General features: G+C 63.9%; 12 protein-coding genes and 1 pseudogene. 6 read left to right on the top strand and 7 right to left on the bottom strand.

Annotated elements, in window-relative coordinates:
- Nucleotides 1-315: 315 nt before the first annotated feature.
- The gene (locus tag ACZ9GA_RS18790) at nucleotides 316-750 is read right to left on the bottom strand and encodes an SgcJ/EcaC family oxidoreductase (protein ID WP_457361275.1); all 435 of its coding nucleotides are present in this window, start codon (nucleotides 748-750) and stop codon (nucleotides 316-318) included.
- Between the two features lie 242 nt (nucleotides 751-992).
- The gene (locus tag ACZ9GA_RS18785) at nucleotides 993-1178 is read right to left on the bottom strand and encodes a DUF6026 family protein (RefSeq protein ID WP_457361276.1); all 186 of its coding nucleotides are present in this window, start codon (nucleotides 1176-1178) and stop codon (nucleotides 993-995) included.
- A gap of 331 nt (nucleotides 1179-1509) precedes the next feature.
- On the opposite strand from ACZ9GA_RS18785, the pseudogene gnd reads away from it, so the two are divergent.
- The 6 genes and pseudogenes from gnd (at nucleotide 1510) to nudC (ending at nucleotide 8489) form a co-directional block, all read left to right on the top strand.
- Nucleotides 1510-2488, top strand: a pseudogene (gnd, locus tag ACZ9GA_RS18780) (phosphogluconate dehydrogenase (NAD(+)-dependent, decarboxylating)).
- Entirely contained in the window at nucleotides 2485-3993 is a 1509-nt protein-coding gene (gene zwf, locus ACZ9GA_RS18775) for a glucose-6-phosphate dehydrogenase (protein WP_457361278.1), read from the top strand. The pseudogene gnd and the gene zwf overlap by 4 nt, the downstream one beginning before the upstream one ends.
- Entirely contained in the window at nucleotides 3990-4823 is an 834-nt protein-coding gene (locus ACZ9GA_RS18770) for an HAD family hydrolase (RefSeq protein WP_457361279.1), read from the top strand. Before zwf ends, ACZ9GA_RS18770 begins: the two co-directional genes overlap by 4 nt.
- Nucleotides 4824-4850: 27 nt before the next feature.
- Nucleotides 4851-6647: a glycoside hydrolase family 15 protein gene (locus tag ACZ9GA_RS18765; RefSeq protein ID WP_457361280.1), complete on the top strand. Its 1797-nt coding sequence runs from the start codon at nucleotides 4851-4853 to the stop codon at nucleotides 6645-6647.
- 175 nt (nucleotides 6648-6822) lie between these two features.
- Complete coding sequence (locus ACZ9GA_RS18760; RefSeq protein WP_457361281.1) at nucleotides 6823-7635, top strand: crotonase/enoyl-CoA hydratase family protein; 813 nt, start codon at nucleotides 6823-6825, stop codon at nucleotides 7633-7635.
- A gap of 23 nt (nucleotides 7636-7658) precedes the next feature.
- Nucleotides 7659-8489: an NAD(+) diphosphatase gene (gene nudC / locus ACZ9GA_RS18755; protein WP_457361282.1), complete on the top strand. Its 831-nt coding sequence runs from the start codon at nucleotides 7659-7661 to the stop codon at nucleotides 8487-8489.
- A gap of 110 nt (nucleotides 8490-8599) precedes the next feature.
- Here the strand turns inward: nudC and ACZ9GA_RS18750 are convergent, their stop codons facing one another.
- The 5 genes from ACZ9GA_RS18750 to efeB form a co-directional block, all read right to left on the bottom strand.
- Nucleotides 8600-9373, bottom strand: coding sequence for a TSUP family transporter (locus tag ACZ9GA_RS18750; RefSeq protein WP_455925299.1), 774 nt, complete (start codon nucleotides 9371-9373; stop codon nucleotides 8600-8602).
- A gap of 164 nt (nucleotides 9374-9537) precedes the next feature.
- Nucleotides 9538-10305: an SDR family oxidoreductase gene (locus tag ACZ9GA_RS18745; protein WP_455925301.1), complete on the bottom strand. Its 768-nt coding sequence runs from the start codon at nucleotides 10303-10305 to the stop codon at nucleotides 9538-9540.
- A 10-nt stretch (nucleotides 10306-10315) separates the two neighbouring features.
- A complete protein-coding gene (locus ACZ9GA_RS18740; RefSeq protein ID WP_457361283.1) occupies nucleotides 10316-11383 on the bottom strand; it encodes a phosphotransferase family protein in 1068 nt (355 codons plus the stop codon).
- A 263-nt stretch (nucleotides 11384-11646) separates the two neighbouring features.
- Nucleotides 11647-12474: an iron uptake system protein EfeO gene (efeO, locus tag ACZ9GA_RS18735; protein WP_457361284.1), complete on the bottom strand. Its 828-nt coding sequence runs from the start codon at nucleotides 12472-12474 to the stop codon at nucleotides 11647-11649.
- Nucleotides 12475-12501: 27 nt separating this feature from the next.
- The gene (gene efeB, locus ACZ9GA_RS18730) at nucleotides 12502-13809 is read right to left on the bottom strand and encodes an iron uptake transporter deferrochelatase/peroxidase subunit (RefSeq protein ID WP_457361285.1); all 1308 of its coding nucleotides are present in this window, start codon (nucleotides 13807-13809) and stop codon (nucleotides 12502-12504) included.
- Between the last annotated feature and the right edge of the window lie 8 nt (nucleotides 13810-13817).

Here is a 13817-nt window from a genome sequence, read left to right as displayed (position 1 = left end):
CGGCGGCAATCTGACAGGCCATGGTACGTTGCAACAAAATGTGGGACCGAGGGAACCTCGGGAAGCGCCGCGCGGGCGGCGCTCGATTTCAAGCGCGCCACACAACCAAGACATGCGCCTGGTGGCCCTGACGCAATCCCCTGTGGGGGGAGCGGTGTACGTTCCAGGTGCATGTCTTGGGCGGTGTGGCGGGCTTGAGATCGCGCGCCGCCCGCGCGGCGCTTCCCGGGCAGAGCCCGGTCCCACATTCGTTGCAACGTGCCATGGCCTGATGGATCGAGGTCTTAGCCTTTGGCGCATGGCGCTCGATTGTGGTTACCCCTGCGGCATCACCGATGAATGATGGCTGCCGATCAACCATTGTTCCCCATCCCAGTTCCAGGTGTAGCTATACCGGGCCTGTACCTGTTCACCGGTGGCGGCGAAGGTGAATTCGTAAATGCCTGCATCCACCGCACTGTCGCAGCGAGTCTGGATGCTGCGGCTCACGATCCGCCCACTCGGTTTGTTCGCCAAAAAGTGGGCGAAGTAGTCCTCACGCTCGGCGGTGGTCAGGCGTACTTGGTTGGACTGGGTAGGCAACAGCACGGCGTCAGCCTGATAGATGGCTGCGACCTTGGCGGGGTCGCCGGTGGCCAGGGCGGCGTTCCAGCGGTCGAACAGTGCGGCGATGTCGGCGTCGGTGGCGGGTTGGCAGGCCTGTGCGGCGATGGGGGCTGCAAGGGCAGCAAACAGAATGAATCCCTTCACGGTGTAGCTCCTTTTCAGGCGGCTGTGGAGGGGAGGCACTGTAGGGCGGGAGGGAGCCTTGCGATATCAGGAAAGTTTTCCGCCGTAGCCGCTGCCGAAGGCTGCGCTGGCCGGTGTGAACCCTGAGGATTTGTAGTGAGGCACGGGGCCAGCGCAGCCTGGCGGCAGCGGCTACAGGGGACGGGGATTGGGCGCAGCGTCAGCCGGCAGACGAACGCCTGCCGGTACGGGAAGGACAGAGATCAGGCGATCTTCGCCTGGGCGCCACCGGTGATACCGGTGTCCTGCTGGGACTGCAAGAGCATCATGGTCAGATGGGCGACCTTCTGTTGCAACTGGTCGCGTTCTTTTTTCAATTCGCGCAGCTCGTCACGACGAACCGTGACATAGAGGGTTTGGGGGGGTGTTGCTGGCAGTAAAGTTCCCATTGCTCACCTCGCAAATGGCATGTCTCACAGTGAGGATAGCCGACCTTGAGCGTTTGCAACCCAGGTCCTTACCTCTGTCGGCGCGGATTCTGATTTCTTTCGCGCCACAATGGAACTTTTTTATTTTTCACGGTCTGCGTGTCTTTTTCTTCATGTGCCAGCAAGTGCCCGCCAGCGTTGAAGAAGGCTTGATGACAGCCCTTTGGCGAAAAAAATAGCACCGACGAACGGCTAAAGTCGAAACTAACTCTGGCAACCCTGTACTAAGCTTTGAGACCATTAGCACTTTGAAGGTGTGACACACCTATTTAAGCATCAGTGGAGCACCGGCATGCAATTGGGAATCGTGGGACTGGGCCGCATGGGCGGCAATATTTCGAGAAGACTGATGCGCGGAGGCCACCAGACCGTGGTCCTGGGATCGCGATCAGTCTTCCGTGGCAAAACTGGGTGAAGAAGGCGCCGTAACAGCCACTGACCTGGCTGACCTGGTGCGTCAGATGGACGCACCGCGTGCCGTTTGGGTCATGCTGCCTGCGGGCGCGCCAACCGAAGACACCATCCAGCAACTGGCCGACCTGCTGGAGCCCGATGACGTGATCATCGATGGCGGCAACACGTTCTACAAAGATGATATCCGTCGCGCCAAGGAATTGTCCGCGCGCCAGCTGCACTACGTCGACGTCGGCACCTCCGGCGGCGTGTGGGGCCTGGACCGTGGTTTCTGCATGATGATCGGCGGCGAAGCCGCGATCTTCCAGCGCCTGGACCCGCTGTTCGCCTGCCTGGCCCCTGGCGTGGGCGATATCCTGCGCACCAAAGGTCGCGAAGGTGAGCACAACAACGCCGAACAGGGTTACATCCACGCAGGCCCGGCCGGTTCCGGCCACTTCGTGAAGATGATCCACAACGGCATCGAGTACGGCATGATGCAAGCCTTCGCCGAAGGCTTCGACATCCTCAAGACCAAGAACAGCACCGCGCTGCCCGAAGACCAGCGCTTTGACCTGAACCTGGCCGAGATCGCCGAAGTATGGCGTCGCGGCAGCGTGGTGTCGTCCTGGCTGCTGGACCTGACCGCCGACGCGCTGGTCGGTGACCCTGCACTGGATGGCTACTCGGGCTCGGTGTCGGACAGCGGTGAAGGTCGCTGGACCATTGACGCGGCGGTTGAGCAGGCAGTACCGGTACCGGTGCTGGCAGGCTCGCTGTTCGCACGTTTCCGTTCCCGCCAGGAGAGCACCTACGGCGACAAGCTGTTGTCGGCGATGCGCTTCGGTTTCGGCGGCCATGTAGAGGTTCCTAAATGACACGGGCGAAGTCCAAGGTAGACGCAGCACCCCCCACAACGCTGTTTCTCTTTGGCGCCCATGGCGACCTGGTCAAGCGCCTGCTGATGCCGGCGCTGTACAACCTGAGCCGTGACGGTTTGCTGGACAATGGCCTGCACATCGTCGGTGTCGACCACAACGAGGTCAGCGATGCTGACTTCGCTGCCAAGCTGCACGATTTCATCATCGAGCAGGCCCGCGCGAAAAACCCGGAAGGGGCCGACCAGGCCCTTGACCCTGCGCTGTGGGCCAAGCTGGCCAAGCGCATCAGCTACATCAGTGGCGACTTCCTGGACGATGGCACCTACCAGGCGATTGGCGAGCGCATTGCCGCCAATCGCACCGGCAACGCCGTGTTCTACCTGGCCACCTCGCCGCGCTTCTTCAGTGAAGTGGCGCAGCGGCTGGGCCACGCCGGGTTGCTCCAGGAGCAGCCCGACGCCTTTCGCCGCGTGGTGATCGAAAAACCCTTCGGTTCCGACCTGCCCACCGCCGAGGCCCTCAACGCCTGTTTGTTGAGCGTCATGAGCGAAAAGCAGATCTACCGCATCGATCACTACCTGGGCAAGGAAACCGTTCAGAACATCCTGATCAGCCGTTTTTCCAACGGCATCTTCGAGGCGTTCTGGAACAATCATTACATTGACCACGTGCAGATCACCGCCGCCGAAACCGTCGGCGTGGAAACACGGGGCAACTTCTACGACAGCACCGGCGCCCTGCGCGACATGGTGCCCAACCACCTGTTCCAGCTGCTGGCCATGGTCGCCATGGAACCACCGGCCGCCTTCGGCGCCGATGCCGTGCGCGGCGAAAAGGCCAAGGTGGTCGGCGCCATCCGGCCCTGGTCGAAGGCCGACGCGCTGAAAAACTCGGTGCGTGGCCAGTACACGGCCGGGCAGGGCGACAAGCCCGGCTACCGCCAGGAACCCAAGGTGGACCCCGACAGCCGCACCGAAACCTTCGTGGCGCTCAAGGTGATGATCGACAACTGGCGCTGGGTGGGCGTGCCGTTCTACCTGCGCACCGGCAAGCGCATGAGCGTGCGCGACACCGAAATCGCCATCTGCTTCAAGCAGGCGCCCTACGCACAGTTCCGCGACACCGAGGTGGAGCGCCTGGCGCCCAACTACCTGCGCATCCAGATCCAGCCCAATGAGGGCATGTGGTTCGACCTGATGGCCAAGCGGCCAGGGCCGGCGCTGGTGATGGAGAACGTGGAGCTGGGCTTCGCCTACAAAGACTTTTTCCAGATGCAGCCGTCCACCGGCTACGAAACGCTGATCTACGACTGCCTGACGGGCGACCAGACGCTGTTCCAGCGCGCCGACAACATCGAGAATGGTTGGCGCGCCGTGCAGCCGTTCCTCGACGCCTGGCGCGACGGTGGCAAGATCGACAACTATGCGGCTGGTGAAGATGGCCCTGAGTCGGCTGACGAGTTGCTGGCCCGTGATGGCCGTGCGTGGCACAGCCTGGGATGAGTGAAGCGTCGAACGACCTCATTCGCCTGGTGCTCAGCGACATGGACGGCACCCTGTTGTTGCCCGACCATACCGTAGGCGACCGCGTGCTGGCGGCGATCGGGCGCCTGCGTGAGGCGGGCGTTGCCTTCACCCTGGCCAGTGCGCGCCCGCCACGGGCCATGCTGGCGATCATCAAGCAGCTGGGCATCGATATCCCCTTCGCCGCGTTCAACGGTGGCACCCTGGCCAACCCGGACGGCAGCGTGGTGGCACGCCACTGCGTGGATCGCCGGGCGGTGGAGACCAGCCTGGCGCTGTTCGCCCGGCACCCGGTGGCGGTGTGGCTGTTCGCCGATGATGAGTGGCTGCTGACCAACCCCGACACCCACTACCTGGGCAAGGAGCTCGACGCGCTGGGTTACGGTTACGTGCAGGTCGATGACTTCACGCCGTACCTGGACCGCGTCGACAAGATCGTCGCCACCTGCGCCGATTTCGATTTGCTGGAACGGCTGGAGACCGAGCTTGGCGGCTTGATCAAGGGCCAGGCCCTGGCCGCTCGCTCGCAAAGCTATTACCTGGACGTTACCGCGTTGCTGGCCAACAAGGGCGAAGCCCTGGCCGAACTGGCCCAGCACCTGGACGTGCCCCTGGCGCAGACCGCTGCGCTGGGTGACGGCGGCAACGACGTGGCCATGTTCCAGCGCGCCGGCCTGTCGGTTGCCATGGGCCAGGCCGACGACGCGGTCAAGGCCCACGCCGACCACGTCACCGCCAGCAACCGCGAGCAGGGGGTGGCCGACGCCATCCGTGACCTGATCCTGCCGAGGGCGCCGCACACCCGCTGAATTCTTCCGCACAAGGTTGACCCCACCATGGCCGCATTGATTGAAGACTATGCCTTGCTCGGCAATTGCAGGACTGCCGCGCTGGTCGACAAGCAGGGCTCGCTGGACTGGTTGTGTTTCCCCCGATTCGACGCGCCCGCCTGCTTCGCCGCGCTGCTGGGCGATGAGCACAATGGCCGTTGGCGCCTGGCGCCCAGCGAGCCATTCGAAGTCAGCCGGGCCTACCGCGCCGGCACCCTGGTGCTGGAAACCACGTTCACTACCGCCGCTGGCCAGGCGCGGCTGATCGACTTCATGCCGCCGGGTGAACACAGCAGCGTGGTGCGCATTGTCGAAGGCATCAGCGGCGAGGTGGCGTTCGATATGGAGCTGATCGTCCGCTTCGACTACGGCAGCAGCGTGCCGTGGGTGGAGCAGGCCCATGCGCAGGTCCTCACCGCCGTGGCCGGCCCGGAGATGCTGGTGCTGCACAGCGCCACCCCGCTGGAAGCGGTGGACCACGCCACCGGCAGCCGTTTCAGTGTGGCCCCGGGCCAGCGCCGGGTGTTCGTGCTGACCTGGCAGGACTCCATCCTGCCGGTGCGCGAGGCCTTCGATGGCGAGGCGGCGCTGGCGGAAACCGAGACGTTCTGGCGCGCGTTCTCCGACCGCTGCCCCGACGTGGGGCCATATACCGAACAGGTCAAACGCTCGCTGATCGTGCTCAAGGCCCTGACCTACGAGCCCACCGGCGGCATCGTCGCGGCGGTCACCACCTCGCTGCCGGAGTCGCTGGGTGGCGAGCGCAACTGGGACTACCGCTTCTGCTGGCTGCGCGACGCCACCATGACCCTGCTGGCGTTCATGAACCTGGGCTATTTCGAGGAAGCCAGCGCCTGGCGCGAATGGTTGATGCGCTCGGTGGCCGGCAACCCCGAGCAGATGCAGATCATGTACGGGCTGGGTGGCGAACGCCGGTTGCCTGAATACACCCTGCCGTGGCTGAGCGGCTACGAGGGCTCGCAGCCGGTGCGCATCGGCAATGCCGCCGCCACCCAGTTGCAGTTGGACGTGTACGGCGAAGTCGCCGACGCCATGACCCAGGCCATCCGCGGCGGCCTGCCGCGCCACCCGCGCAGCGCGGCGATTTCGCGGGTGATCATCCCCTACCTGGAAACCATCTGGCAACAGCCCGACGAAGGCCTGTGGGAGATCCGTGGCGAGCCGCGGCACTTCGTGCACTCCAAGGTCATGGCCTGGGTGGCGTTCGACCGTTCGGCCAAGCTGCAGGCCGGCGAAGGCGGGGATGCCGAGCGCAGTGCGCATTACCGGGCGGTGGCCGACCTGATCCATGCCGATGTCTGCGCCAAGGGCGTGGATGCGCAGCACGGCGGGTTTGTGCAGGCCTATGGCTCGACGCAGACCGATGCCAGCCTGTTGCAGATCGCATTGACGGGATTTCTGCCGGTGGATGATCCGCGCTTTTTGGCCACCCTGGCGCAGATCGAGAAGCGCCTGATGCGTGATGGGCTGCTGTTGCGGTATGACACCGCCACCGGCGGCGATGGGCTGGAGCCGGGGGAGGGGACCTTCCTGGTGTGTTCGTTCTGGTTGGCGGATGTGTACGCCATGCTAGGCCGCATGGATGATGCCCAGGCGCTGTTTGCCCGGTTGAGCGGCCTGTGCAACGACCTCGGCCTGCTGGCCGAGCAATATGATCCGCGTGCCGGGCGCATGCTGGGCAACTTCCCCCAGGCCTTCAGCCACATCGGCATCATCAACACCGCCCTCAACCTGCACCGCGCGCAATGCCCGGCGCAAGAGCGCGCCAACCGCGACCTGTAGCCGCTGCCGCAGGCTGCGCTGGCCCTGCGCCTCACTGAAGATCTGCAGCGTACCCCAGGGCCAGCGCAGCCTGGCGGCAGCGGCTACAGGGCATTTCGGCCAACCTTGGGTGCGCGCTTTTCCTGTCCCGTGGTCTTGGTATAGTCCTACCCATCAATAACCAAGGACGCCCCCCATGACCGAGTACCAGGCCTTCCACGTCGAGCTCAAGGACCACATCGCCCACGTCCAGATCAACCGCCCCGACAAGGTCAACGCCATGAACGCGGCGTTCTGGCGCGAGATCATCGAAATCTTCCAGTGGGTGGACGACACCGAGGCGGTGCGCGTGGTGGTGCTCAGTGGCGCCGGCAAGCATTTCTCCGCCGGCATCGACCTGAGCCTGCTGGCGTCGGTGGCCAGCGAACTGGGCAAGGACACCGGCCGCAACGCCCGCGCCCTGCGGCGCAAGATCCTCGACATGCAGGCCTCGTTCAACGCCGTTGACCAGTGCCGCAAACCGGTGCTGGCGGCGGTACAGGGCTACTGCATCGGCGGTGCCATTGACCTGATTGCTGCCTGCGACATGCGCTATGCGGCCGCCGATGTGCACTTCTCCATCAAGGAGGTGGACATGGGCATGGCCGCCGACGTCGGCACGCTGCAACGTTTGCCTCGTATCATCGGTGATGGCATCCTGAGGGAATTGGCCTACACGGGACGTAAGGTCGACGCCGAGGAGGCGCGCAGCATCGGGCTGGTCAACCGGGTCTACCCCGATACCGCCAGCCTGCTCGATGGCGTGTTTGCCATTGCTGCCGACATCGCCGGCAAGTCGCCGATCGCCATCGCCGGCACCAAGACGATGATCAGCTACATGCGCGACCACAGCATCGCCGACGGCCTGGAATACATCGCTACTTGGAACGCGGCGATGCTGCAAAGCACTGATTTGCGCGTGGCCATGGCCGCGAGCATGAGCAAGCAGACCCCGCAGTTCGACGACTGACATTTGATCAAAAGGAGCCCCTGATGTCTCAACGCTGGACCACCGCCGTACTGGATACCAGCCTGGCCGGGGGCTGGGCCGTGGCCCGCTGTGCCCAGGGCTTTGCCTTCGACGCCAATGGCGTGCTGTTCCCTCGCGAGTGGCTGAAGAAGCAGGGGCTGGACGTGCTGGCCGAGCACGGCATCGGCCACTTCGACGGCGAGCCGGTGTACCTGCTGGAGTTGCACGGCCCCGCCGACATCGAGGGCGTGCAATGGCAGGGCCTGCGCCAGTTCATGATGCAGGGCGATTTCGACACCTACAAAATGCTCGCCTACGCCGCGCAGATCGGCACCTGGGCCCGCGAGCACCGCTTCTGCGGCAGCTGCGGCCAGGCCATGACCCAGATCCACTGGGAGCGCGCCATGTACTGTCAGCCGTGCGAACTGCGCAGCTACCCGCGCATCTCGCCGAGCATGATCGTGCTCATCACTCGCGGCGACGAGATCCTGCTGGCGCGTTCACCGCGCTTCGTCACCGGCGTCTACAGCACCCTGGCAGGCTTCGCCGAACCGGGCGAGTCGGCCGAGGATTGCGTGCGGCGTGAAGTGATGGAAGAAGTGCAGGTGACCGTGCGCAACATCCGCTACATGGGCAGCCAGTGCTGGCCGTTCCCGCACTCGATGATGTTGGGTTTTCACGCTGAGTACGAAAGCGGCGAGATCGTGCCCCAGGCGGACGAGATCGAGGATGCGCAGTGGTTCAGCGTGCATGACCTGCCGCCGTTGCCGGCGTCGCGGTCGATCGCGCGTTACTTGATCGACCACTACGTGGCCGAGCGCCTGGGCTTGCCCGCCCCCGTCCTCCCCGGCTAAACCTGTAGCCGCTGCCGCAGGCTGCGCTGGTCCTGTGCCTCGCTGCAAATCTTCAGTGTACTCAGCTGCCAGCGCAGCCTGGCGGCAGCGGCTACAGGGATTGAGCCATTTCAGGCGAACCAGTGCTGCCAGGCCAGGCGCACAGTCAACCCCAGTACCACGGTAATGAACACCGGCCGAATAAACTTCGCCCCACCGCTGATGGCACTGCGCGCGCCAAAGAACGCACCCACCATCAGGCACACCCCCATGCTCAGGCCAATCACCCAATCCACGCTGCCATTGATGATGAACACCGCCAGCGCCGCCGCGTTGCTGACGAAGTTCATGGTGCGCGCCACGCCGCTGGCGCGGACCAGGTCGATGGGGTACATCAGCATTGAGGTCACGGTCCAGAAGGCGCCCGTGCCGGGGCCGGCCACGCCGTCATAGAAGCCCAGCGCCAGGCCCTGCGGGATCTGACGTTTCTGCTTGATCACTGCGTGGCTGTCCACCGGCCCCTTGGGCGTGCCGCCGAACAGCAGGTACAGGCCGCAGGCAAAGACGATCACCGGCAGCATCTTGTTCAGCCATTCGGACGGCATGTAATGCGCCGCCACGGCGCCCAGCAGCGAGCCCACCAGGGTGAACACGATCGCCGGCCACCATTCTTTCGGGTGGAACAGCTTGCGGCGGATGAACGTGACGCTGGCGGTGGCCGAGCCGAAGGTGGAGCTCAGCTTGTTAGTACCCAGCACCAGGTGCGGCGGCAGGCCGGCGGTCAGCAGGGCTGGGGTGGTCAGCAGCCCGCCGCCGCCGGCGATGGCGTCGATGAAGCCGGCCACGAAGGCGACGATGGCGAGGATGAGCAGGGTAGTGGGGTCGGTGCTGAGTTCGAAGGGCATGGGGTAGATCGTTGTTTTTGGCAGGGCGCGCATTTTAGCGCGAAGGGCTGCCAAAAAGCTTTCGATCGTGTCGTGCTCTTCCCGAGCTTCGCCCGGTCCCACAGGGGATGGATCCCCCCCACTCTGTGGGACCGGGCGAAGCTCGGGAAAGGGTCAACGCATATTCAGGACAGAAACCCCCCATCCACATTCAGCGCCACACCGGTCGTATAGCTAGACGCATCACTGGCCAGATACAACACAGTACCCGCCATCTCACTGGGCGCCGCCACGCGCTTGAGCGGGATCTGCGCCAGGGCGGTGTTGAGGATGGCGTCGTTCTTCACCAGCGCGGAGGCGAACTTGGTGTCGGTGAGGCCCGGCAGCAAGGCGTTGCAGCGGATGCCGAACTGCGCGCATTCCTTGGCGAACACTTTGGTCATGTTGATCACCGCCGCCTTGGTCACCGAGTAGATGCCCTGGAACACGCCCGGCGAAACACCATTGATCGAGGCCACGTTGATGATGCTGCCACCGCCGTGCTCGCGCATCAGCTTGCCGGCTTCCACCGACATGAAGAAGTAGCCGCGGATGTTCACGTCCACGGTCTTCTGGAACGCGCCCAGGTCGGTGTCCAGCACGTTGCAGAACTGTGGGTTGGTGGCGGCGTTGTTGACCAAAATGTCCAGGCGGCCGAATTCTTCGCGGATGCGGCTGAACACCTGGGTGATCTGCTCCATCTCGCCGATGTGGCAGGCGATGGCGGTGGCCTTGCCGCCGTCGGCGATGATGGCCTCGGCCACCTGCTGGCAGCCGTCCAGCTTGCGGCTGGAGACGATGACGTGGGCGCCCTGTTGGGCCAGCAGTTTGGCGATGGCTTCGCCGATGCCGCGGCTGGCGCCGGAAACGAAGGCGATCTTGCCGTCGAGGTCGAACAATTGCGTCTTGGACATCTCGGTTTCCTTACAGGGTGGAGTGCTTGATGACGTTCAGGCTCATCTGTTCCAGCAGGGTGTTCATGTGGATGAACTGGGCGAAGCGCTTGTCCTGGGTCTGGCCGTGGAAGAAGCGGTAGTAGATCTGCTGCACGATGCCGGCCAGGCGGAACAGGCCATAGGTGTAGTAGAAGTCGAAGTTGTCGATGCGGATGCCCGCCCGCTCGGCGTAGTAGTCGACGAATTCGCGGCGCGTGAGCATGCCCGGCGCATGGCTGGGCTGGCGGCGCATCAGCTGCACCGGGGCCGGGTCGTCGGCCTGAATCCAGTAGGCCAGGGTGTTGCCCAGGTCCATCAGCGGGTCGCCCAGGGTGGTCAGCTCCCAGTCCAGCACGCCGATGATCTGCATCGGGTCCTGGGCATCGAGGATGACGTTGTCGAAGCGGTAGTCGTTGTGGACGATGGCAGGCTTGGCGTGGTCGGCCGGTTGCTTGTCGGCCAGCCAGGCTTTCACCGTGTCCCAGGCCGGCGCGTCGGGGGTGCGGGCCTTGTCGTAACGGTCGCTCCAGCCGCTGATCTGGCGGGCCACGTAGCCTTCGGGCTTGCCCAGGTCGCCCAGGCCGCAGGCCTGGTAGTCCACCTGATGCAGGTCGACGAGCTTGTCGATGAAGCTGTGGCACAGGGCGCGGGTCTTGTCGGCGTCCAGGCCCAGCTCGGCGGGGATGTCCGAACGCAGGATGATGCCCTTGACCCGCTCCATCACGTAGAACTCGGCGCCGATCACCGACTCGTCGGTGCAGTGCACGTAGGCCTTGGGGCAATACGGAAAGCCGGCATTGAGCTGGTTGAGGATGCGGTATTCGCGGCCCATGTCATGGGCGGACTTGGCCTTGTGGCCGAAGGGCGGGCGACGCAGCACGAACTCCTGTTCGGGGTATTGCACCAGGTACGTCAGGTTCGATGCGCCGCCGGGGAACTGGCTGATCGCGGGCGTGCCGGCAAGGCCCGGGATGTGCGCCTTGAGGTACGGGTCGATACGCGCGGCATCGAGCTCTTCACCGCTGCGCACGGCAGTGGACTGGTCGGTAAGCGCCATGGTTATCCCTTTTGCTTATTCTGGAGGCGTCAGATCATTGAACAATCTAATGCGCGGCAGGGCAGGGGACAAGGGGAGGAGGGTGTTATAGGTGGGGGTGTTGCAGGGGGATCAGTAATACCGATGACCACCTTGACCTGTAGGAGCGGGCTGTGCCCGCGAAGCAGGCACCGCAGTGCATCAGGCGTTGCGCGGTGAAGCTTTCGCGGACACGGTCCGCTCCTAAAGGAACGCGTGGTTCCTGTAGAAACGGGGCGTTGGTCTTAGTTCAGACCCAGCTTGCCACGCAGGGTGGACAGGTCTTCAGCCAGGGTGTTGACCGGGCCGATCAGCGCCTTGCGGTCAGCGTCCTTGACCTTGTCATAGGTCTCGAAGCCGCCATCCTTGGTTTTGTACTTGGCCAGGATCTTGTCCACGGTGGCGAAGTTCTTGTCGACCTTGCCTACGAAGGCCGCGTCTTTCTTGGACACTTGCGGGCGGAACAGGTCGAAGATTTTCTTCGCGCCGTCAACGTTGCCCTGGAAGTCATACAGGTCGGTGTGGCTGTAACGGTCTTCTTCACCCGATACCTTGGTGGCCGCCACTTCTTCCATCAGTGCAGCAGCGCCGCCCACCACTTTCTCAGGCGGGAAGGTCAGGCCGGCAACGCGGGTCTGCAGGTCTTTGACGTCGGTGTTCAGCTTGTCAGCCAGGGCTTCCAGACCTTTGGTGGTCTTTTCCGAGTACAGGCTGTATTCCAGGCGGTGGAAGCCAGTGAAGTCTTCGGCAGTCACGCCTTTCTCGTGGTCGTCGACGCGGGAGTCGATCGAGGCGTCGAGGTCGCTGAACAGCTCGGCGATCGGCTCGATGGACTCATAGTGCACGCGAGTCGGGGCGTACAGCTTCTTGGCTGCTTCCAGGTCGCCTTTCTTGATGGCGTCGGTGAAGGCCTGGGTCTGGGTGCCCAGTTTGTCCAGCTCTTCGGTCACGTAGATCTTGTAGTCCGAGATCGGTTGTACCAGGTCCAGCGGGGAGTTGTCGGCGGCGAAGGCCGATACCGGTGCGTGTAGCAGGCCAAGGGACAGCAGCAAAGCGAGTGGCGACTTCTTCATGAAAGGATCCCCGATGGTGTCAAAGACTTAAGCGTTTTTGGTTTTGGTGGCTTGCAGCAGCGAACGACCGATGTAGTCCTGGTCGTCTTTTACCCCCGGCAGGGTGAAGAAATAGCCACCGCCCATGGGCTTGAGGTATTCCTCCAGAGGCTCGCCATTGAGGCGGGTCTGCACGGTGATGAAACCTTTTTCCAGGTTGGCCTGGTAACAGATGAACAGCAGGCCCATGTCCAGCTGGCCGTTCTTGTTCACGCCGTTGGAATAGTTGAACGGGCGACGCAGGATCAGGTTGGCCTGGGACTCGGGGGTGCGCGGGTTGGCCAGGCGGATGTGCGAGTCCATGAAGGTGACTTTGCCTTCCGGGTCCTTGCTGTAGTCCGGAACGTCGTGTTCGGTGGTGCCATCGAACGGCGCGCCGGTGATCTTCTTGCGGCCGAAGATGCTTTCCTGTTCCTGCAGCGGGGTGCGGTCCCAGCGTTCGACGAAGTTGCGGATCAGGCGCACGGCCTGATAGCTGCCGTTGGCGGCCCAGGCCGGCTCTTCGCTGCCCGGTTGCACCCAGACAATGGCGTCCATGGCCTTGTTGTCGTTGGAATCGGGGTTGGCCGAGCCGTCACGGAAGCCCAGGAAGTTGCGCGCGCTTTCAGCGGGTGCGTCAGCCTTCTTCGGTGCTTGCGGCGGCACGGTACCTTCCTGCTTCCAGCGCACCAGCAGCAGGTCGGGCATGTTCTTGACGATGTCACGCAGGGCGTGGATGTTGGTGTCCGGCGTGTTGGAGCAGAACTGCAGGGTCAGGTCGCCGTGGCACAGGCCCGGCTCCAGGGCGTCGTTGGGGAAACCGATCATCTGGATCAGGTGGTTGGGCTTGACGTGTTCGAGGCCAAAGCGCTCATCGAACAGCGAGGCGCCCACCGACACGGTCACGGTCAGGTTGTCCGGGGTAACCACCGGGCCAAGGATGCCCGAGTCCACCGGTGGCAGCTTGGGGTCGACCTGTTCGACTTCGCCGCCGCTCATCAGGAACTTGATGCGCGTGTTCAGCAGCTTGAACAGGCGCTCCAGGTCCTTGCGGTCGCTGGCCAGTACGTCGAAGGCCACCATCATGCCGGCCGCCGGGCGCGGCGTGACGATGCCTACCTGGTGCTGGCCATGAAAGTCGTGGCGGTCCTGGGTCTTGTCGCTTTTCGGTGCTTCGGCCACCTGGGCCTGGGCGGCGGCCATGGCCGGGCAGGTCAGGGCGCTACCGGCCAGGGCGACGCCGGCGGCGCCCATGCCCATCAGGACGCGACGGCGTTGCGCGTCGACCGGGTTGTTGCTGTTCTTAGTATCGCTCATCAGTGTCG

This window comes from Pseudomonas sp. TE3644 (genome assembly GCF_056278815.1).
This window is presented reverse-complemented; position numbering and strand designations above follow the sequence as displayed.

Bases quoted from the DNA above. Each gene is read 5' to 3' on its own strand.
- ACZ9GA_RS18785 (WP_457361276.1), bottom strand. From the start codon at position 1,178: ATGGGAACTTTACTGCCAGCAACACCCCCCCAAACCCTCTATGTCACG.
- zwf (WP_457361278.1), top strand. From the start codon at position 2,485: ATGACACGGGCGAAGTCCAAGGTAGACGCAGCACCCCCCACAACGCTG.
- ACZ9GA_RS18770 (WP_457361279.1), top strand. From the start codon at position 3,990: ATGAGTGAAGCGTCGAACGACCTCATTCGCCTGGTGCTCAGCGACATG.
- ACZ9GA_RS18765 (WP_457361280.1), top strand. From the start codon at position 4,851: ATGGCCGCATTGATTGAAGACTATGCCTTGCTCGGCAATTGCAGGACT.
- ACZ9GA_RS18760 (WP_457361281.1), top strand. From the start codon at position 6,823: ATGACCGAGTACCAGGCCTTCCACGTCGAGCTCAAGGACCACATCGCC.
- nudC (WP_457361282.1), top strand. From the start codon at position 7,659: ATGTCTCAACGCTGGACCACCGCCGTACTGGATACCAGCCTGGCCGGG.
- ACZ9GA_RS18750 (WP_455925299.1), bottom strand. From the start codon at position 9,373: ATGCCCTTCGAACTCAGCACCGACCCCACTACCCTGCTCATCCTCGCC.
- ACZ9GA_RS18745 (WP_455925301.1), bottom strand. From the start codon at position 10,305: ATGTCCAAGACGCAATTGTTCGACCTCGACGGCAAGATCGCCTTCGTT.
- ACZ9GA_RS18740 (WP_457361283.1), bottom strand. From the start codon at position 11,383: ATGGCGCTTACCGACCAGTCCACTGCCGTGCGCAGCGGTGAAGAGCTC.
- efeO (WP_457361284.1), bottom strand. From the start codon at position 12,474: ATGAAGAAGTCGCCACTCGCTTTGCTGCTGTCCCTTGGCCTGCTACAC.
- efeB (WP_457361285.1), bottom strand. From the start codon at position 13,809: ATGAGCGATACTAAGAACAGCAACAACCCGGTCGACGCGCAACGCCGT.